Annotated in this window: 14 protein-coding genes; 3 read left to right on the top strand and 11 right to left on the bottom strand. The window is 66.7% G+C overall.

The window, feature by feature from the left end; all coding sequences use genetic code 11:
* Nucleotides 1-3: 3 nt before the first annotated feature.
* From murJ to mutS, 3 genes are all read right to left on the bottom strand, one after another.
* Nucleotides 4-1,602: a murein biosynthesis integral membrane protein MurJ gene (gene murJ, locus WMC41_RS00140; protein ID WP_432346538.1), complete on the bottom strand. Its 1,599-nt coding sequence runs from the start codon at nucleotides 1,600-1,602 to the stop codon at nucleotides 4-6.
* Nucleotides 1,599-4,442 (bottom strand): [protein-PII] uridylyltransferase, encoded by a 2,844-nt coding sequence (locus tag WMC41_RS00135; RefSeq protein WP_432348403.1) that lies wholly within the window; start codon nucleotides 4,440-4,442, stop codon nucleotides 1,599-1,601. Before WMC41_RS00135 ends, murJ begins: the two co-directional genes overlap by 4 nt.
* A 95-nt stretch (nucleotides 4,443-4,537) precedes the next feature.
* Nucleotides 4,538-7,276, bottom strand: coding sequence for a DNA mismatch repair protein MutS (gene mutS / locus WMC41_RS00130; RefSeq protein ID WP_432346536.1), 2,739 nt, complete (start codon nucleotides 7,274-7,276; stop codon nucleotides 4,538-4,540).
* A gap of 114 nt (nucleotides 7,277-7,390) precedes the next feature.
* Here mutS and WMC41_RS00125 point away from each other — a divergent pair, with 114 nt between their 5' ends.
* Nucleotides 7,391-9,676, top strand: coding sequence for an NADP-dependent malic enzyme (locus WMC41_RS00125; RefSeq protein WP_244767249.1), 2,286 nt, complete (start codon nucleotides 7,391-7,393; stop codon nucleotides 9,674-9,676).
* 136 nt (nucleotides 9,677-9,812) lie between these two features.
* Here WMC41_RS00125 and WMC41_RS00120 read toward each other — a convergent pair whose 3' ends face one another.
* From WMC41_RS00120 to WMC41_RS00100, 5 genes are all read right to left on the bottom strand, one after another.
* On the bottom strand, nucleotides 9,813-10,652 hold the full coding sequence (locus WMC41_RS00120; protein ID WP_244767616.1) for a GNAT family N-acetyltransferase: 840 nt from the start codon (nucleotides 10,650-10,652) through the stop codon (nucleotides 9,813-9,815).
* A gap of 145 nt (nucleotides 10,653-10,797) precedes the next feature.
* Nucleotides 10,798-13,092 carry an ATP-binding protein gene (locus WMC41_RS00115; RefSeq protein ID WP_432346533.1) on the bottom strand — a complete coding sequence of 765 codons (2,295 nt, stop codon included), beginning with the start codon at nucleotides 13,090-13,092 and terminating at the stop codon, nucleotides 10,798-10,800.
* Between the two features lie 56 nt (nucleotides 13,093-13,148).
* Complete coding sequence (lspA, locus tag WMC41_RS00110; RefSeq protein ID WP_432346531.1) at nucleotides 13,149-13,640, bottom strand: signal peptidase II; 492 nt, start codon at nucleotides 13,638-13,640, stop codon at nucleotides 13,149-13,151.
* A complete protein-coding gene (locus tag WMC41_RS00105; RefSeq protein ID WP_432346529.1) occupies nucleotides 13,637-14,491 on the bottom strand; it encodes a TrmH family RNA methyltransferase in 855 nt (284 codons plus the stop codon). The genes lspA and WMC41_RS00105 overlap by 4 nt, the downstream gene beginning before the upstream one ends.
* On the bottom strand, nucleotides 14,488-15,633 hold the full coding sequence (locus tag WMC41_RS00100) for a class I SAM-dependent methyltransferase (RefSeq protein WP_432346527.1): 1,146 nt from the start codon (nucleotides 15,631-15,633) through the stop codon (nucleotides 14,488-14,490). The genes WMC41_RS00105 and WMC41_RS00100 overlap by 4 nt, the downstream gene beginning before the upstream one ends.
* 55 nt (nucleotides 15,634-15,688) lie before the next feature.
* Between WMC41_RS00100 and WMC41_RS00095 the strand changes: the two genes are divergently transcribed.
* Nucleotides 15,689-16,138 carry an SRPBCC family protein gene (locus WMC41_RS00095; RefSeq protein ID WP_432346525.1) on the top strand — a complete coding sequence of 150 codons (450 nt, stop codon included), beginning with the start codon at nucleotides 15,689-15,691 and terminating at the stop codon, nucleotides 16,136-16,138.
* A gap of 16 nt (nucleotides 16,139-16,154) precedes the next feature.
* Here WMC41_RS00095 and WMC41_RS00090 read toward each other — a convergent pair whose 3' ends face one another.
* Genes WMC41_RS00090 through sppA form a run of 3 tightly spaced genes read right to left on the bottom strand, consistent with a single transcriptional unit; the run spans nucleotide 16,155 to nucleotide 17,821 of the window.
* Complete coding sequence (locus WMC41_RS00090) at nucleotides 16,155-16,499, bottom strand: LapA family protein (RefSeq protein WP_064328625.1); 345 nt, start codon at nucleotides 16,497-16,499, stop codon at nucleotides 16,155-16,157.
* Nucleotides 16,500-16,543: 44 nt separating this feature from the next.
* Complete coding sequence (locus WMC41_RS00085) at nucleotides 16,544-16,843, bottom strand: integration host factor subunit beta (protein ID WP_023513227.1); 300 nt, start codon at nucleotides 16,841-16,843, stop codon at nucleotides 16,544-16,546.
* Nucleotides 16,844-16,870: 27 nt separating this feature from the next.
* Nucleotides 16,871-17,821, bottom strand: coding sequence for a signal peptide peptidase SppA (gene sppA / locus WMC41_RS00080; RefSeq protein ID WP_244767243.1), 951 nt, complete (start codon nucleotides 17,819-17,821; stop codon nucleotides 16,871-16,873).
* A 212-nt stretch (nucleotides 17,822-18,033) separates the two neighbouring features.
* On the opposite strand from sppA, the gene lptC reads away from it, so the two are divergent.
* Complete coding sequence (gene lptC / locus WMC41_RS00075; protein WP_272804224.1) at nucleotides 18,034-18,702, top strand: LPS export ABC transporter periplasmic protein LptC; 669 nt, start codon at nucleotides 18,034-18,036, stop codon at nucleotides 18,700-18,702.
* Nucleotides 18,703-18,707 lie beyond the last annotated feature (5 nt).

The following is an 18,707-nucleotide window of genomic DNA, read 5'->3' as shown; positions in this document are numbered from 1 at the left end:
GGCCTATTCGGCGCTTTCCTCGCTCGGCGCGGCCTTGCCCTTGCGCTTGCGCTTGAGGTTGCGCCGGATCATGCCGAGATCGGCACCGCCGATAAGGAAGGCGACGGAGAAATAGACCAGCATGGCAAGGGCGATCAGCAGGCCGAGCGCCACGAGCTGCTCGTAGAGCGGCGCAGTGGATGCAAGGCGATCGGCGAAATAGCCGGAGGCGTAGTCGAGCGCCACGGCCATGATGACCGTCGCGGCCAGCAGGCGGGCGACGCGCCAGAGCAGCGCCTTTTCCAGCGGCCAATGGCCACGCCGCACCAGCGTCACGAACAACAGCAGCGCCGTCAGCCAGCCGGAAACGGCTTCGGCCGTGGCGATGCCGCGCTCGTGGAACAGCGGGAAGAGCGAGACGGCGAGGATGCAGTTGACGACGACCGACAGCAGCGTGATGCGCATCGGCGTCTTGGTATCCTCGCGGGCGAAGAAGCCCGGGTTCAGCGCCTTGATCATCACGAAGCCCGGCAGGCCGAGCCCGTAGATGGCAAGCGTGCCGGCGACGACGGACGTCGTTTCCGGGCTGAAGGCGCCGCGCTCGTAGAGCACGCGCACGATCTCGTCGGAGATGACCCAGAGCGCGCCGGCGGCGGGCAGGGTCAGGAAGAGCACGAATTCCATCGAGCGGTTCTGCAGGTTGCCCGCCTCCCGCTCCTGCCCGCCCTTCAGCGCGCGGGCGAGTTCCGGCAGCAGCACGACGCCGACGGCGATGCCGACGACGCCGAGGGGGAGCTGGTAGACGCGGTCGGCATATTGCAGGGCGGCGATCGCGCCGTCCTTGGTGGAGGCGATCATCTGGCCGATGATCTGATTGATCTGGGTGATGCCGCCCGTCACCGCCGCCGGCAGCGCGAGCCAGAGCAGGCGCTTGACGTTCGGCGTCATGCGCGGCCGGCGAAAACCGATCTTCATGCCGGCATGGCGCACGCCCGCATAGAGCACGGCCATCTGCAGGAGGCCGGCGGCGAGCACGCCCCAAGAGAGATACCAGGCCGTTTCCAGCGGCGAGGCACCCTGCCAGAGCCCGTAGCCGAGCGCGCCGATCAGCACAACATTGAGGAAGACGGGCGCGACGGCGGCGGCGAAATAGTGATGCAGCGAATTCAGCATGCCCGACAGCATCGCCGTCAGCGACATGCACATGAGATAGGGGAACATGACGACGGCGAGCTTCACCGTGACATCGAACTTCTCCGCATCCCCCACGAAGCCCGGCGCGATGATCCAGGCGACGATGAGCGGCATCAGGAGCTCCATCGCGATGGTCAGCATCAGGAGCACGGTGAAGAGGACGCCGAAGACCTCCTCGGAAAAGCGCTTCGCCCCGTCGATGCCGCCGGCCTCGATCTCTTTCGCGAAGAGCGGCACGAAGGCGGCGTTGAAGGCGCCCTCGGCGAAGAGGCGGCGGAAGAGGTTGGGGAAGCGGAAGGCGGCGTAGAAGGCGTCGGCCATCGGCCCGGTGCCGAGGGCTGCGGCCATCAGCGTTTCGCGCGCGAAGCCGAGCACGCGGCTGCCCAGCGTCGCGCCGCCCACGGTCGCGAATTTTTTCACCAGACTCATTGTTCCGTCCTGATCCTCTTCGACGTGGCGGCAACGGGCGCGATCATGCCGGGCGGCATGCGGTCGCGCAGCTCGTCCGCCTCGTCCGCCATGACGGCCTTCAGCCGCGCGGCGATGTTGGCCTGCCGGTTGTCGTTGGTGACCTTCTGGCCGACGAGGTCGGTGACGTAGAAGGTGTCGATGACCTTCTCGCCGAAGGTGGTGATATGCGCCGAGGCGATGTCGAGCGAGAGATCCGACAGCACCGCCGTCACCTCGGACAGGAGGCCGGGGCGGTCGAGGCACTCGATCTCGATCACCGTGAACTTGTTCGACAGCGTGTTGGAGATCGTCACGGCAGGCGAGACGGTGAAGGTGCGGTTGCGCTTGCGGCTCTTCGTGCGGGTGGCGATCACCTCCGGCAGGCGCTTGCGGCCGGAGAGCACGTCCTCGATCATCCGGCCGATCGTGCCGGCCCGGCGCGTCTCGTCGGCATCGTTCTGGAACTCGCGGTTGACGAGGATCGTGTCGAGCGCCCGGCCGTCGGAGGTGGTGAAGATCTGCGCATCAACGATGTTGGCGCCCGCCGCCGCGCAGGCCCCGGCGATCACCGTCAGGAGGCGCGGATGGTCGGGCGAAAGCACGGTGATCTCGGTAATGGCGTGGAAGGAATGCGTGCGCACCATCGTCGCCAGCGGCTGGCCTGCCTTGTCCGCCTCGCGGATGAAGGCCGCGTGGCGCACCTGGTCCTCGAGCGAGACCGTCAGCAGGTAGGGATCATAGTGCAGCCGCGTATAGGTCTTGCGGTCCTTCTGGCTCCAGTCGGCGGGAAGCGCGCCGGAGAGGATTTCCCGCGCGGCATGGGCGCGCTCCTTGCGCGACAGTTCGGAAAAGCCGCCGGAAATCAGGAGTTCGGTCTCGTAATAGAGCGTGCGCAGGAGCTGGCCCTTCCAGCCGTTCCACACGCCCGGGCCGACGGCGCGGATATCGCAGACCGTCAGCACGAGCAGCATCTTCAGCCGCTCCAGCGACTGCACCTTCTCGGCGAAGTCGACGATGGTCTTGCGGTCGTTGAGGTCGCGGGTCTGCGCGACCATCGACATGGTCAGGTGCTCCTCGATCAGCCAGACGACAAGCTCCGTCTGCTTCGGCGAGAGCCCGAAGCGCGGGCAGAGTTTGCGCGCGACCCTGGCGCCCGCCTCCGAATGGTCCTCCGGCCGGCCCTTGGCGATGTCGTGCAGCAGCACCGCGACATAGAGCGAAATGCGGTCCTCGATACCGGGCATCAGCTGGTAGCTCAGCGGATGGGCATCCTTCTCGCGCCCCTGGTCGATATCCGCCAGCACGCCGACGGCGCGGATCAGATGCTCGTCGACCGTATAGTGATGATACATGTTGAACTGCATCATCGCGACGATCTTGCCGAAATCCGGAATGAACCGGCCGAGCACCCCCGCCTCGTTCATGCGGCGCAGGATGAGCGCGGGATCGCGCGGCGAGGTGAGGATCGACAGGAAGAGGCGGTTCGCCTCCTCGTTCTCGCGCAGCGCCGCATTGACGAGCTTCAGCGAGCGCGTGACCTGCTTCAGCGCGTCGGGATGGAATTCCAGCCCGTTGATGTCGGCGATGTGGAAGAGCCGGATCAGGTTGACGGGATCGCGCTTGAAGACGTCGGGATCGGCGATGGTGATGCGGCCGCGATCCTCGAGGAAATCGAGCGTGCCGGCGATCTTGCGCGTGCGGCGGGTAAAGCGGCTGATGACGGCGGTGAGGCCGGGCGCTTCCTTGGCCTGCTGGTCCTCCAGCGTGGCGCAGAAGATGCGCGTGAGGTCCCCGACGTCCTTGGCGACGAGGAAATAGTGCTTCATGAAGCGCTCGACCGCCGAAAGGCCGGGATGCGGCTGGTAGCCGAGGCATTCGGCGATCTCGCGCTGGATGTCGAAGGAGAGCCGTTCCTCCGCCTTGCCCGTCAGGAAGTGCATGTGGCAGCGCACCGCCCAGAGGAAGTCGTCCGCCTTCTGGAAGAGCTTGTATTCCTGGCGCGACAGGACGCCGAGCTTCACTAGGTCGGCGGGGTCGCGGATGTGGTAGAAATACTTGGCGATCCAGAACAGCGTGTGCAGGTCGCGAAGCCCGCCCTTGCCTTCCTTGACGTTCGGCTCGACGAGGTAGCGCGTGTCGCCGGCCTTGCGGTGGCGCTCGTCGCGCTCTGCGAGCTTCGCCGCGATGAATTCCGGGCCGGTGCCGCGGATGATCTCTCGGTCGAAGCGGAGGGCAAGATCCTCGAACAGCGCCACCGAGCCACAGATGTAGCGCGCCTCCAGGATCGCGGTGCGGATCGTCATGTCGCCCTTGGAAAGCTGGATGCATTCCTCCAGGTTGCGCGTCGCATGGCCGACCTTGAAGCCGAGATCCCACAGGATGTAGAGCATGAACTCGATGGCCGGCTCGCTCCAGGCGGCGGGTTTTACCGGCAGGAGGAAGAGCAGGTCGATATCCGAGCCCGGTGCCAGCGTGCCGCGGCCATAGCCGCCGACGGCCGTCACCGTGATGCGGGCGGCGGGCGGCGCCTGGCCGGCGCTGAAGACGTGGTTGAGCGCAAAGTCGTGCAGGACGGCGATCAGCTGGTCCTGCAGCCAGGAAATGCGCGCGGCGCATTGCAGGCCGCTGCCATCGGCGAAGAGCAGTTCGCGTGCCCGCTCGCGGCCCGCGGCGTTCACCTTCTTGAACTCGGCCAGCAGCTCGCGGCGCATGCGGTCGCGATAGTCGGCATTGGTGCTGGCGATGAATTCGCATCTGGCGCGCAGCGCGGGCACGTCGATCAGGCCGGAATCGGCCGGCGCCAGGAGTTTCTTTTCCATCGGATGCCGGCTTGCGTCCCGCTTCTCGTCGATCGCCCGTTCGGTTCGCATGCGCTATAGACCCTTTCCGCAGGCGAGGACAATGATCCCAGGCGCTAGCGATTGCCAAGTTCTTTCTTCAGCGCATAGAGGGCATCGAGCGCCTCGCGCGGCGTCATGTCGTCCGGGTTGAGCGCCTTCACCAGCGTCTCCACCTTCGACGGGGCGGATCCGCGCTGGATCTCCTCGCGGCGCACCGCGACCTGGAACAGCGGCAGATCATCAATGAGCTGGCTTGCCGGATTCTTGCGATCCGCATCCTCCAGCTTGGCCAGCACATCCTTGGCGCGCGAGACCACCGACGGCGGCAAGCCGGCAAGGCGCGCCACCTGGATGCCGTAGGAGCGGTCCGCCGCACCCGGGCCGACCTCGTGCAGGAAGATCACGTCACCGTCCCATTCCTTGACGCGCATTGTGGCGTTGGAAAGACGGTCGAGCTTTTCCGACAGCACGGTCAGCTCGTGGAAATGCGTGGCGAAGAGACCGCGGCAGCGGTTGGCCTCGTGCAGGTGCTCGACGGCGGCCCAGGCGATCGAAAGACCGTCGAAGGTCGCGGTGCCGCGGCCGATCTCGTCGAGGATGACGAGGGAACGGTCGGTCGCCTGGTTGAGGATTGCCGCCGTCTCGACCATTTCCACCATGAAGGTCGAGCGGCCGCGGGCAAGGTCGTCCGACGCGCCGACGCGCGAGAAGAGCCGGTCGACGATGCCGATATGGGCGCTTTCGGCCGGCACGTAGGATCCCATCTGGGCGAGGATGGCGATGAGCGCGTTCTGGCGCAGGAAGGTCGACTTACCGCCCATGTTCGGGCCGGTGAGCAGCCAGATCGCACCGTGGCCCTTGCCGTCCTTCGGCGAGAGGTCGCAGGAATTGGCGACGAAGGCGGCGGCCTGCTGGCGGCGCAACGCCTGCTCGACGACCGGATGCCGCCCGCCGACGATGGCGAACATGGTGGAGCGGTCGACGACGGGCCGGCAATAGGCCTGCTCCTCGGCAAGCGCCGCAAGCCCGGCGGAGACATCGATGACGGCAAGCGCCCGCGCCGCCGCCTTGATGGCCTCGGCCTCGGCGACGACGGCATCGACCAGGCCGTTGAAGGCGGCAAGCTCGATGGCGAGCGCCCGGTCGGCGGCATTGGCGATCTTCGTCTCCAGCTCGGAAAGCACCGTCGTGGTGAAACGCATGGCGCCGGCCATGGTCTGGCGGTGGATGAAGCGCGCCTTTGCCTCGTCGCCCTCCGTCAGCGCCGCGGCATTGCCGGCGGAGACCTCGATGAAGTAGCCGAGCACGTTGTTGTGCTTGATCTTCAGCGACTTGACGCCCGTTTCCTCGGCATATTGCAGCTGGAGCCCGGCAATGACGCGGCGCGACTGGTCGCGCAACGCCCGCATCTCGTCGAGTTCGCCATCCGCGCCCTCGCGTATGAAGCCGCCGTCGCGCTTCAAGAGCGGCAGCTCATCGGCGAGCATGACGGCAAGGCGATGCGAAAGGTCGAGCGGCAGTGCGCCGATGGCCTGCGCGGCCTCGGCAAGCTCGCCCTGCAACCCCTCGGCGGCCATCAGCCGGGCGACGTCGCCGGAAATCGTAAGGCCCTGCAGGATCGCGCCGAGATCACGCGGCCCGCCCCGGCCGAGCGCGATGCGCGACAGGGCGCGCGGCATGTCGGGCAGCCGCTTCAGCACCGCGCGCAGGTCCTCGCAGAAGGACGGCCGGTCGCCAAGGGCGGCGATCGAATCGAGCCGCGCGTTGATCGTGTCCGGATCGGTCAGCGGCGACATCAGCCGCTCGGCGAGCAGCCGCGCCCCGCCGCTGGTCACCGTGCGGTCGATCGCCTTCAGGAGCGTGCCGGAGCGCTCGCCGGAGAGCGTGCGCACCAGTTCGAGATTGGCGCGCGTCGCCGGATCGATGAAGAGCGTGGAGGCGGAACTTTCCCGCTCCGGCCGGCCGAGCGGCGGGCGCTCGGCGATCTGCGTCTTTTCCACATAGGCGACGGCCGCCGAGGCGGCGGCAAGTTCGGCGCGGGAGAAAGTGCCGAAGCCGTCCAGCGTCGAGACGCCGAAATAGCGGGCGATGCGGCCCTCCGCCGTCGCGCTGTCGAAGAGCACGGCCGGCTGCGGCACGGCGACGCGGCCGAGCACGTCGAGCACCGGGCGGAATTCCGGATCGTAGAACACCGTGTCCGGCACGATCAGTTCGCGCGGCTCGATGCGCAGGATATCGGCGAGAAGCTGGCCCTGGCTGGTTTCCGACAGACGGAAGATGCCGGTCGAAATATCGATCCAGGCGAGCGCCATCGATGGCTCCGCCCCGCCGCGGATGCGCGCGACGGCCATCAGGTAGTTGGCGTCGGAGGGCGAGAGCAGCTTCTCCTCGGTCAGCGTGCCCGGCGTGACGAGGCGCACCACGTCGCGCCGCACGACGGATTTCGAGCCGCGCTTCTTCGCCTCCGCCGGATCCTCGACCTGCTCGCAGACCGCGACGCGGAAGCCGAGCGCGATCAGCCTCTGCAGATAGTCGTCGGCGGCATGGACCGGCACGCCGCACATGGGGATGTCGAGGCCCATATGCTGGCCGCGCTTCGTCAGCGTGATGCCGAGCGCGCGGGCGGCGTCCACGGCGTCCTGGAAGAACAGCTCGTAGAAATCGCCCATGCGGTAGAACAGCATGCTGTCCGGATTGGCCGCCTTGATTTCGATATACTGCTCCATCATCGGCGTTGCCGATGCGCGGCTTTCGTCACTGGCAAGGTCTGCCGTCGACAGGATATCGTTCGGACGCACGATCTGATCGTTCACGGAGAGTCAGTTCTTCCTAAAAAAGAGGTGTCACCCTAGCCACGGGGCGCTATAGAAAACAACACCTGCGAGGAGTTATGGGCCTATCGCCCACAGGAGTGTGAAGGGGGAAGCATGCCGGGAACCGACAAATCCGATCGCCAGAGGGCAACCGTCACCGACACGGAAGCACTGGATTTCCACGCGTCCGGGCGCCCCGGAAAGCTGGAGATCACGCCGACCAAGCCGATGGCGACGCAGCGCGACCTTTCGCTCGCCTATTCGCCGGGCGTCGCGGTGCCGGTGAAGGCCATCGCCGCGGATCCGGCGACCGCCTATGACTACACGACGCGCGGCAACATGGTCGCCGTCATCTCGAACGGCACGGCCATCCTCGGCCTCGGCAATCTCGGCGCGCTCGCCTCCAAGCCGGTGATGGAAGGCAAGTCGGTGCTTTTCAAGCGCTTTGCCGACGTCGATTCGATCGACCTCGAGGTCGACACCGAGAATGTCGACGAGTTCATCAATTGCGTGCGCTATCTCGGCCCCTCCTTCGGCGGCATCAACCTGGAAGACATCAAGGCGCCCGACTGCTTCATCATCGAGCAGCGCCTGCGCGAACTGATGGACATCCCGGTCTTCCATGACGACCAGCACGGTACCGCCATCATCGCCGCCGCCGGCCTGATCAACGCGCTGGCGCTGACGGGCCGCGACTTCAAGACGACCAAGCTCGTCTGCAACGGCGCGGGCGCCGCGGCCATCGCCTGCATCGAGCTCATCAAGTCGATGGGCTTCGCGCCGGAGAACGTCATCCTCTGCGACACCAAGGGCGTCATCTACCAGGGCCGCGAAGACGGCATGAACCAGTGGAAGTCGGCGCATGCGGTCAAGACCGACCGTCGCACGCTCGCCGAGGCCATGGACGGCGCCGACGTCGTCTTCGGCCTTTCGGCCAAGGGCGCGCTTTCGGAGGAGATGATCCGCTCCATGGCGCCGCGGCCGATCATCTTCGCCATGGCCAATCCCGACCCGGAAATCACGCCGGAAGAGGTCGCCCGCATCCGCGACGACGCTATCGTCGCCACCGGTCGCTCGGACTATCCGAACCAGGTCAACAACGTTCTCGGCTTCCCCTATATCTTCCGCGGCGCGCTCGACGTGCGCGCCTCCACCATCAATGACGCGATGAAGATCGCGGCGGCCGAGGCGCTCGCCCATCTTGCCAAGGAAGACGTGCCGGACGACGTCGCCGCCGCCTACCAGGGCGTGCGCCCGCGCTTCGGCGCGCAGTACATCATCCCCGTCCCCTTCGACCCGCGCCTCATCTCGGCCATCCCCGTCGCCGTCGCCAAGGCCGCGATGGAGACCGGCGTCGCGCGCAAGAACATCCCCGACCTCGACGCCTATGCACGTGATCTGCGTGCCCGACGCGACCCGATCGCCTCGACGCTCCAGCAGATCTATGCCCGCGTGCGGCGCCAGCCGAAGCGCGTCGTCTTCGCCGAGGGCGAGGAAGAGCAGATGATGCGCGCCGCCGTGTCCTATGCCAACCAGCAGCTCGGCACCGCCATCCTGCTCGGCCGCGAGGAGCACATCCGCGAGACGGCGGAGCGCGCCGGCATCGACCTCGACCGGCCCGGCATCGAGCTGCTCAACGCCCGCATCTCCAAGCGCAACAACGTCTATATCGACTACCTCTATGCCCGCCTGCAGCGGAAAGGCTTCCTCTACCGCGACGCCCAGCGCCTGATCCACAACGACCGCAACCACTTCGCGGCCTGCATGGTGGCGCTCGGCGATGCCGACGGCATGGTGACGGGCCTCACCCGCAACTATTCCACCGCGCTGGAAGACGTGCGCCGCTGCATCGACGCCAAGCCCGGCCACCGGGTCATCGGCGCGTCGCTGGCGCTCTGCCGCGGGCGCGCCGTGCTCGTCGCCGACACCGCCGTGCACGACATGCCCTCCTCGGAGGAACTGGCCGACATCGCGGAGGAAGCGGCCGGCCTCGCCCGCCGCCTCGGCTATGAGCCGCGCGTCGCCATGCTCGCCTATTCCACCTTCGGCCACCCCTCGGGCGAGCGTTCGGAGCGGGTGCGCGAAGCCGTGAAGATCCTCGACCGCCGCCGCGTCGATTTCGAGTATGACGGCGAGATGGCGGCCGATGTGGCGCTCAACCCGCGCATCATGGAGCAGTATCCGTTCTGCCGTCTCTCGGCCCCCGGCAACGTGCTCGTCATGCCGGCGTTCCATTCGGCGTCGATCTCGACGAAGATGCTGCAGGAGCTCGGCGGCTCGACGGTGATCGGCCCGCTGCTCGTCGGCCTCGACAAGTCGGTGCAGATCGTCTCGATGGGCGCGAAGGACAGCGACATCGTCAACATGGCGACGCTGGCCGCCTACAATTCCGGCGTCTGACCTGCCGGGACAGTCCCGCGGCCATGGTCGCAGGACTGTCGCTTGCTTCCGCGAATCCCACGAAGCAAAAAGCCGCCCGTCCCGGAGGTCGGGAACGGGCGGCAAATCAGACTATACTGACCTTCAATGAAACTGTTCAGCTGGCGAAACGCCCGGCATCCGCGCCGTAGTAATTGAGATAGCGGCCGGAGATCTTGCCGATCGGCAGCACGATCAGGACATCCGTCGTGTTGAAGCCGTGATCGACGACGGCACCGTTTCCGACCGTCGCGCCGAGGCGCAGATAGCCCTTGATGAGCGGCGGCAGCGCCGAAAGCGCCTTGCGCGTGTCGATGCCTTCCGCGGGCATCAGGTCCATGGTGCGGAAGAGCTCCGGCCGGGCCGAAACGCTCCACTCGTCCTTCGCCAGCACGTTGTGATGCAGGAAGGAGAGCGCCAGCGCATGCTCCTCCGGCACGATGCCGTGGAAGGAGGCGCAGCCGAACATCACGTCGATGCCGTGCTTCAGCGAATAGGCCCAGTTGCCCTGCCAGAGCAGCTCCACCGTGCGCTTGGTGCGGTAGGCCGGCAGCACGCAGGAGCGGCCGAGTTCCATGAAGCGCTTTTCCGGATGGCGCGCAACCAGCGCCTCCACGTCGAATTCCGACTGGGAATAGAAGCCGCCGGAGACCGCGGCGACATCCTGGCGCAGCAGGCGGTAAGTGCCGACGATCTGCTCTTCCGCATCGCCCTCGATCGAGGTGTCGAGCACGAGGAGATGGTCGCAGACCATGTCCCAGGCATCGATATCGCGCTTGCGGCGGATGGCGTCGGGCGAAAGCTGCGCCTGCATCTCCTCGGCGAAGACGCGGTAGCGCACGGCCTGGGCCGCGTCGATCTCCGTCACCGAACGGGCGATGCGCGTTTCGAGATTGCCGATGCGGCCGAGCACGTCCGTACCCGAGCGGCCCGCGGCCGGGGCCGTCTTCTGGAGCATCTCCGCCGGTGCGATGGTCTGGGCGAGGTCGAGCGTCATGGCAGTGTACCCGTCAAACGAAACTTCGCGGTTTTAACCACGATTCTGCAACAGGATAATGACGCAAGGCCGGCTTGGATAGCGAAAAGCCACCGGCCGGAGAAGATCAGGCCGGCGCGCGCCGGGCAAGGCGGGCGATTTCCGCAATCAGCTGAACGGGATCGGCGGGCTTTGCCAGCACGGCGTCGGCACCGGTCGCCAGAAGCTCCTCGCGCAGCCCCGCACGACTGTCCGCCGTCAGCACGACGACCGGCAGGCGGGCATTGCCATAATCGCGCCGCACGATGCGGGCGATCATCTCCCTGCCCTCGCCGCCCGGCATGCCGAGGTCGGTCAGGATGAGATCGGCGGCAAAGGGGCCGGCATCCGTCGCGCCCGCAAGCGCGGAGACGAGCGCCGGATAGTCCGGCACATGGCGTACCGTGTGGCCGGCCCGCTCCAGCACGGAGCGCACCAGCATGGCATTGACCGGATCGTCCTCGGCAAGGAGGATGCGCGCGCCCGTCGCGGCTGTCTCCGCCGGCTCGGCGGCGGCGGGCGGCAGGTCCTTCAGGATCGGGCGGTTGTCGTTGATCGCATCGCGCACCTCGATGCCCTTCATGCGGCCCCGCAGCACCTCGACCAGCGAACGTTCGCGCAGCGGCCGGATGAGCCAGGAATCGTAGCCCTCGCCATTGCCGATCGCGCGGCCGCTGCGCTCCTCCGGATTGACGAGATAGATGCGGCGCGCACGGCTGTCGCGGAACATTGCAAGATCGGCCAGCTCCCGGCGGAAGACGCCGGCAAGGCGGTTGTCGACGATGATGTCGGTCAGCTCGGCCCGCTTGCCGGCAAGGCCCTGGGCAAGGTCGAGCGCCTCGTCGAGCCCCGTCGCCAGATGGCAGGTGCCGCCGAGCGCATCGATGGTGCGCACCAGCGCCCTCGAGGCCGGGCCGGCCGGCGCCAGAAGGAAGACCAGGCTGCCCTTCAAGACGCCCTTGCGCGCACCGCCGGTGCCCGCGGTCTTGTGCGGGCGATCGACCGGCATGCGGATGGTGAAGGTGCTGCCCTTGCCGGGCGTGCTTTCGAGCGTCAGCGCACCGCCGGCCTCGCTGAGGATGCGGGCGGAGATGGCAAGGCCGAGGCCGGTGCCGCCGCTGCGCTGCGCGGCGCTCCCCGTCTGCTCGAACTCCTGGAAGATGCGGGCCTGCTCCTCGGCATTCATGCCGGGGCCGGTGTCGGTGACGCGGATGACGACGGCGCCGCGATCGAGCGTGGTTTCCAGAAGGACGCCGCCCGTATGGGTGAACTTCACCGCATTGCCGACCACGTTGTAGAGCACCTGGCGCAGGCGCGGCGCATCGTAGAGGAGAAGGCCCGGCACGTCCGGAGAAACGAAGGAGCCGATCTCGATGCCCTTTTCATGGGCGCGGTGCGAGAGCATTTCCACGACGCTTTCCAGCATCGGGCGCACCGGCTCCTCGGAGGGGCGGAGCTGGAAGCGGCCGGCCTCGATGGTGGAGAAATCCAGGAGGTCATCGACGAGCTGGACGAGCGCATGGCCGGACTGGCGCATGCCGGCAAGGTAGTTCTTCTGCTCGGCGGTCAGCCTTGTCTGGCCGATGAGATGCGACATGCCGAGAATGCCCGAGAGCGGCGTGCGGATCTCGTGGCTGACGGTGGCGAGCAGGCGGGATTTCGCCGCGCTCGCCTCCTCGGCGCGCTGGCGGGCGCGCTCGCGCTCGCCCTCGGCGCGGCGCTCCTCAGTGACGTCGCGGGCGATGGAATGCACGACGAGATCGCCGGAGGCGGGATCGCGCACGGTGACGTCGTGCCAGGAATAGATGCGCTTGCCCGCCGGACCCTCGACATCGACGTCGTAGCGATGGGCGATCGCCTGCGAGCGGAAGGTGAGTCCGAGCGCCTCGCAGGTCCGGCCGACGACGTCGGTTGCGCCCGTCAGGTCGGTGAGAACGGCATTGGCGCTGAGAATGCGGCCGTCGAGCGCGCGCATGACGACGATGTCGCCGAGCACGTCATGGATGGCGGAGAGGATTTCCGAGGTCTCGCTGCGCTCCCAGGAGCGGTCATGCGTCGCCTCGACACCGGATGCCGGACGACGCGTGCGCAGGAGGACGACCCCGCCGGCCATGCCGGCAAGGCCGAGCACGACGGCCGCGATGTAGAAGCCGGCGGCAAAACCCGTTGCCAGCACGAGCGCGCCGAACAGCAGGCCGGTGCCGGCGATCACGCTGCGGACCGTCGCATGGCCCTCCGGCTCGGGCACGGGCGCGGCCGCCTCCACCTCGACGGCCTGCGGATCGGCCGCCGCCTCTTCCTGCCCACGGGTGCGGGCGGCGCGGCGCGGCGCTTCGGCAAATTCGGCCTTGAGCCGGTCTTGTAGCTTGACGGGTTCGCTCATGAACGCCCGCATAGCACGCGGACCGTTCAAATCGGCTTCAGCAAGTCGTTCGAATTTTAACGATTGCGCCGGCGCAGCAGGAGGAGTTCGTCGAGGATGACCAGTCCGGCGCCGATGGTGATGAACGTGTCGGCGAGGTTGAACACCGCGAAGGACCAGGTTTCCGTGTAGAAGAGCACGTAGTCGATGACGTAGCCCAGGATGACCTTGTCGATGATGTTGCCGAAGGCGCCGGCGATGATGAAGGCATAACCGGCATGGGCGAAGCCGCGCGCCTTCGGCGTCTGCCGCCAGAGCCACACGACGAAGCCGACGACGAAGAGCCGAAGCGTGATGATGAACCAGCTCTCCATGCCCGAGAGCATGGAGAAGGCGACGCCGTAATTGTAGGTGCGGTAGAGCGCCAGCATCGGCATCACATGCACCGCCTCCTGGAAGGGAAGCCACATCTCGACGGCGAATTTTATCGCCTGGTCGACGGCGAGCGCCAGGAGGATGACGACGATGACGGGCACCGGCCGGGACATCAGCGGAATGCGTTCGCTCATGCGCGGGCTTCCAGCGTCAGAAGATGGCGACGGGCCTCGAAGAGCATGACGCCGGTGGCGATGGCGAGATTGAGCGAATCGGCGCGGCCGGCCTGGGGGATGCGGGCAAGCGCATCCGCCGCCCGGGCAAGCTCGTCCGGCAGGCCGGACTGCTCGTTACCCATCAGCAGCACGACGGGTTTCTTCCTGTAGTCGATGGTGCGGTAATCGACGGCGCCGGCAAGGTGGGTCGCGACGACCTCGACGCCTGCCGTCTTCTTCCAGGCGAGGAAATCGGCGACGTTCGTCTTGACCAGCGGCATGGCGAAGACCGAGCCCATGGTGGCGCGCACGGTCTCCATCGAGAACGGATCGGTCGCCTCGCCGACGAGGATGACGCCGCTCGCGCCCGCCGCATCCGCCGTGCGGATGATCGTGCCGAGATTGCCGGGGTCGCGCACGCGGTCGAGCGCGACATAGGTCTCGCCGGTCTTCGGCTTCAGCTCGCGGAGAGGCTTCCAGCGCTGGGTGAAGATGCCGACGACCATCTGCGGATTGTCGCGCCTTGTGATCGAGGACAGCACCTTCTCGCTGACCTCCAGCACCAGCCCGCCGCGCGCCACCGTCTTCGTCGCGCATTGCACGACCTGGGGCTTCTCCTTGACGTTCTTGGCATAGACCAGCGTCCGGATCTCGAAGCCGAGTTCCAGCGCGTCGATGACCAGCTTCAGGCCTTCCGCCATGAAGCTCCTGGTCTCGTCGCGGTGCTTCTTGTCGGACAGCGCCTTGATGTCCTTGACGATCGGGTTGGAAAGGCTCGTCACCTCCTTCACCTGACCGACGCGGCGGGTTGCGGAATGATCGTGGCTCATGCGCTGACCCATCGGCTGAAGAGGGAGGTGGAGAGCGCGCGGCCGGCATCCCTGCCGTCGGGACCGCTCTCGCGGATGACGAGCTCGCCCGATTCCACCGTGCCGCCGGCACCGCGCATGGTCTCGCGCATCAGTTCGTGGATGGAATAGAAGCTCGCGCGGATCGAATAGGCCGTCAGCACGAGGCCGATCGCCCTGGGCGACAGGATCTCGCGGCAGACATCCAGCATCAGCGGCAGGTGGTCGAAGAGGTGCCAGACCTCGCCGTTCGGGCCGCGGCCGAATTTCGGCGGGTCCGTCAGGATGATGTCGTATGTGCTGCCGCGGCGCTCCTCGCGCTGGATGAACTTCATCGCATCCTCGCAGATCCAGCGGATCGGCAGCTTTTCCATGCGGCCGAGCGCCTGGTTCTCGCGCGCCCAGCCGATCGCCTTCTTGGAGGCGTCGACATGGGTGACCTCCGCGCCGGCGCTGGCCGCGACCAGCGAGGCGACGCCGGTATAGCCGAAGAGGTTCAGCACCTTGACCGGCCGGCCCGCCGTCTCGACCTTCTCCTTCATCCAGCGCCAGTGGGCGAGCTGCTCCGGAAAGACGCCGACATGGCGGAAGGCAGTGAAGCGGCCGTGGAAATCGACGCCGAGCAGCTGCATCGGCCAGGTCTCGCCCAGCGCGGCCCTGGGGAATTTCCAGCGTCCCATGCCGTCCTCGTCCGTGTCGCCGGTGAAGAGCGCATCGGCCTTGTCCCAGATGCCGGGACGGCTGCGCTGCCAGAGCGCCTGCGCTTCCGGCCGCACGATGCGGTAGGGGCCGTATTGTTCGAGCTTCTCGCCGGCGCCGCTGTCGATCAGGCGGTACTGGTCGGAGCCCGCGGTTTCGAGGATGACCGGCACGCGCTCGGCCGGTTTCTCGCCTTCGCGGCGCGTCAGGGGGCGCACAGGCGCCTCGGCCGCCGGGCGCGGCTCCTTCTTCGGCGGGGCGGGGGCCCTTGCGGCCGGGGCCCTCTCGGCGCGCGCCTTGACGGGCGCGGCAGGGCCGCTCTTCGGCCGGCGGTGTCTGTCCTTCACGATCGATCGTCCGTCGTCGGTTGAATTCTCACCGGCAGCGCCGGAAAACAAGCGGTCCCCATACCATCCCTCCCCCACTTGGCAAAGCGCTTTCCGATTGCGATAGTTTTGGTCCGACAAGGGAGGATCGATCATGGACATGTCCGGCGAAGAACGCATTGCCGCGCCGCGCGAGGCCGTCTGGGCGGCGCTCAACGATCCGGACGTGCTGAAGGCCTGCATCCCGGGCTGTCAGTCGCTCACCATGAAATCGCCGAACGAGCTGGAAGCGACGGTGAAGAGCAAGATCGGCCCCGTCTCCGCGAATTTCAGCGGCGAGGTGACGCTGTCGAACCTCAACCCGCCCGAGAGCTACACGATCTCCGGCGAGGGCAAGGGCGGCATCGCCGGCTTTGCCAAGGGCGGCGCGGACGTGCGGCTCACCGAGGATGGCGACGGCACGATCCTTTCCTACGACGTCAAGGCGCAGATCGGCGGCAAGCTCGCCCAGCTCGGCTCGCGCCTCATCGATTCGACCTCGAAGAAGCTCGCGACGCAGTTCTTCGCCGATCTCGGTGCAAAGCTGAACGGGGGCACGGACTGAGGCGCGGGGCGCCCGCCTACTTGCCGGAAGCCGGCAGCACCGCCTGCGAGGCGATGGCTTCGGCGCGTGTCTTGTGCTTTTCCGCCTCGCTGTGCCACTTGACGGCTTCGCTCGCCTCGATGCGGGCGCGCTTGCGGTACTTGCCCTGGGTGAACCAGGTGGCGAGCGAGCCGATCACCAGGCCGAGGATCACCGCGAGGAAGAGATAGACGAAGAAGGGCGCGGTGACGGAGAGCACGCTGTCTTCCGGTCGGAACGGGTTGAGCGCCAGCGTCACCGGCTGCCGGTTCGCCACCGACAGCACGATCAGCACGATGCCGATCGGGATGAGCACGAGGATGTTGACTACTCTCTTGATCATGGCGTCGCCTTTCTGGCGCAAGGCGCCGTTCGGGCGCCCGCGCTTTAGTCGTCCTGGTCGGCCTGGCCGGGGTTCAGCCGCTCGCGCAGCTCCTTGCCGGTCTTGAAGAAGGGAACCCACTTCTCCTCGACGAAGACCGCATCGCCCGTGCGCGGGTTGCGCCCCGAGCGGGAGGGGCGGTTCTTGACGGAGAAGGCGCCGAAGCCGCGCAGCTCCACCCGGTTTCCGCCGGCCAGCGCATCGGTGATCTCATCGAGCACCGCGTTGACGATGTTCTCGACGTCGCGGTGGTAAAGGTGGGGATTGCGCGCGGCGACAATCTGAACCAGTTCCGACTTGATCACTGTATCCCCCTCAAAAATTCTTGTTTTTCAATCGCGATCAACCTGCCAAACCGAGACCAGACCGTCAAGAAACAACTTTTCGCCGGTCAGCTTTTCGATCGTCGGTTGAAGGTCGAGCGGCAGGCCGAGGATGGAGCGAGCGAACTCGCGCAGGCTGGCGCCCATGAAGAAGAAGCCGGAGCGGTTCGCCGGCCGGTAATCGACGAAGGGAAGGTCGGCCGGCACCTTGCGCTCGTCGAGATAGGCGCGGATCTCCTGCGGACCGCCGAGCCGGTCGACGAGCCTGGCGGCGAGCGCCTGGCGGCCGGTGAAGATGCTGCCGTCGGCAAGGCGCAGCACTTCGGCGCGCGGCAGCTTGCGGCGCTCGACGACGAGGTCGACGAACCAGTCGTAGCTGTCCATCACCATGGCGCGGATCATCGTCTTGGCCTCCTCGCTTGCCGGATGGAACGGCGAGGGCTCGGCCTTCAGCGGCGCGGACTTGATCTCCTCCAGCGAGACGCCGATCTTGTCCATCAGCTCCTTCATCTGCGGATACTGGAAGAGCACGCCGATGGAACCGGTGATCGAGCTTTCGCCCGCGACGATCGTGTCGCCGGCCGTCGCGATCATGTAGCCGGCGGAGGCGGCGAGCGTGCGCACGTCCGAGACGACGGGCTTCTTTTCCGCCACCTTGCGCAGCGCCTTGAAGATCACCTCGCCGCCATAGGTGGTGCCGCCGGGCGAGGAGATCGTCACGACCAGCGCCTTCGCCCGGTCGTTGCGGGCGATTCGGTCGAGGCGCTCCAGGAGTTCGGTATCGTCCCGGATGATGCCGCTGATGTCGACGCGGGCGATATGGTCGCGTGCCCCGCTGCCCGGCCAGCGCAAGGCGGCCGCGGCGAAGACGGCGAGGAGCACGATCCCGATGGCGGCGATCCGCCAGAAGGTGAGCTTGCGGCGTAGTTGCCGGCGGTCGGCGATGGCGGCGTGATCCATTCCCTGTCCTCAACTCTGGTGGCCACCGGTTGCAAGGTGGCTTGCCGAAGGCCCTATCGATATGGCATTCCAGACGCAAATGGCAATTCGTCGCTGAACTTTCCTGGGCAGACATTGTTTGTTGAGGAATAATCGCCATATGGGGCCCGTTATCCGCAGTGGCCCGCCGTTTCGCAGCGAACGCCATTCGGCACTTTAATATAGCAGGCACAATGCTGGACACCGTGACAGAAGCACCGTCGGGTGCACAGGGCGTAGGCGCTTCCGCCGAGGCTTACCGCCTCGCGGCGCGGCATTCCGCCCGTGTGCGCGTGCTGAAGGTCGCCCTGCCCGTCGCCGCCATCGTCATCGGCCTTGTCTTCGCCATCGTGTCGATCGTGCGCACCTATGTCCCGTCCAACCTGCAGGTGGAAAGCGCCACCATCGAGGACGGCAAGATCGTCATGCGCAATCCGGCGATTTCCGGCCGCAATGACGACGGCATCAGCTATTCCATGAAGGCCGAGCGCGCGCTGCAGGACATGAAGCAGCCCGACGTCATCACGCTGGAGAACATCACGGCGAAGATGCCTGTCAACGAGACCACGATCGCGGAAGTGGTCGCCGCGACCGGCGTCTACGATCGCGGCAAGAACCTGCTCGACATGATCGCCCCCTTCACCATCAGCCTCAACACCGGCCTTGAAGCCGCCTTCCGTTCGGCCCATCTGGATATCGACGGCGGCAACATGTCGACACAGGAGCCGGTTTCCATCCGCTCGCGCGAAGCATCCATTGTTGCGCAGTCGCTGAGAATGACGGATAAAGGCCGGGTCGTCGTCTTCGAAGGCAAGGTCGTCGTCGATGTCGATCCTGCCGCCATCCGCAACCGAGAAAAGTAAGAGCG

Source organism: Shinella yambaruensis, assembly GCF_050859155.1.
In the GTDB taxonomy this organism is placed as follows: Bacteria; Pseudomonadota; Alphaproteobacteria; order Rhizobiales; family Rhizobiaceae; genus Shinella; species Shinella yambaruensis.
This window is presented reverse-complemented; position numbering and strand designations above follow the sequence as displayed.

Bases quoted from the DNA above. Each gene is read 5' to 3' on its own strand.
- murJ (WP_432346538.1), bottom strand. From the start codon at position 1,602: ATGAGTCTGGTGAAAAAATTCGCGACCGTGGGCGGCGCGACGCTGGGC.
- WMC41_RS00135 (WP_432348403.1), bottom strand. From the start codon at position 4,442: ATGGAAAAGAAACTCCTGGCGCCGGCCGATTCCGGCCTGATCGACGTG.
- WMC41_RS00125 (WP_244767249.1), top strand. From the start codon at position 7,391: ATGCCGGGAACCGACAAATCCGATCGCCAGAGGGCAACCGTCACCGAC.
- WMC41_RS00120 (WP_244767616.1), bottom strand. From the start codon at position 10,652: ATGCTCCAGAAGACGGCCCCGGCCGCGGGCCGCTCGGGTACGGACGTG.
- WMC41_RS00115 (WP_432346533.1), bottom strand. From the start codon at position 13,092: ATGAGCGAACCCGTCAAGCTACAAGACCGGCTCAAGGCCGAATTTGCC.
- lspA (WP_432346531.1), bottom strand. From the start codon at position 13,640: ATGAGCGAACGCATTCCGCTGATGTCCCGGCCGGTGCCCGTCATCGTC.
- WMC41_RS00105 (WP_432346529.1), bottom strand. From the start codon at position 14,491: ATGAGCCACGATCATTCCGCAACCCGCCGCGTCGGTCAGGTGAAGGAG.
- WMC41_RS00095 (WP_432346525.1), top strand. From the start codon at position 15,689: ATGGACATGTCCGGCGAAGAACGCATTGCCGCGCCGCGCGAGGCCGTC.
- WMC41_RS00090 (WP_064328625.1), bottom strand. From the start codon at position 16,499: ATGATCAAGAGAGTAGTCAACATCCTCGTGCTCATCCCGATCGGCATC.
- sppA (WP_244767243.1), bottom strand. From the start codon at position 17,821: ATGGATCACGCCGCCATCGCCGACCGCCGGCAACTACGCCGCAAGCTC.
- lptC (WP_272804224.1), top strand. From the start codon at position 18,034: ATGCTGGACACCGTGACAGAAGCACCGTCGGGTGCACAGGGCGTAGGC.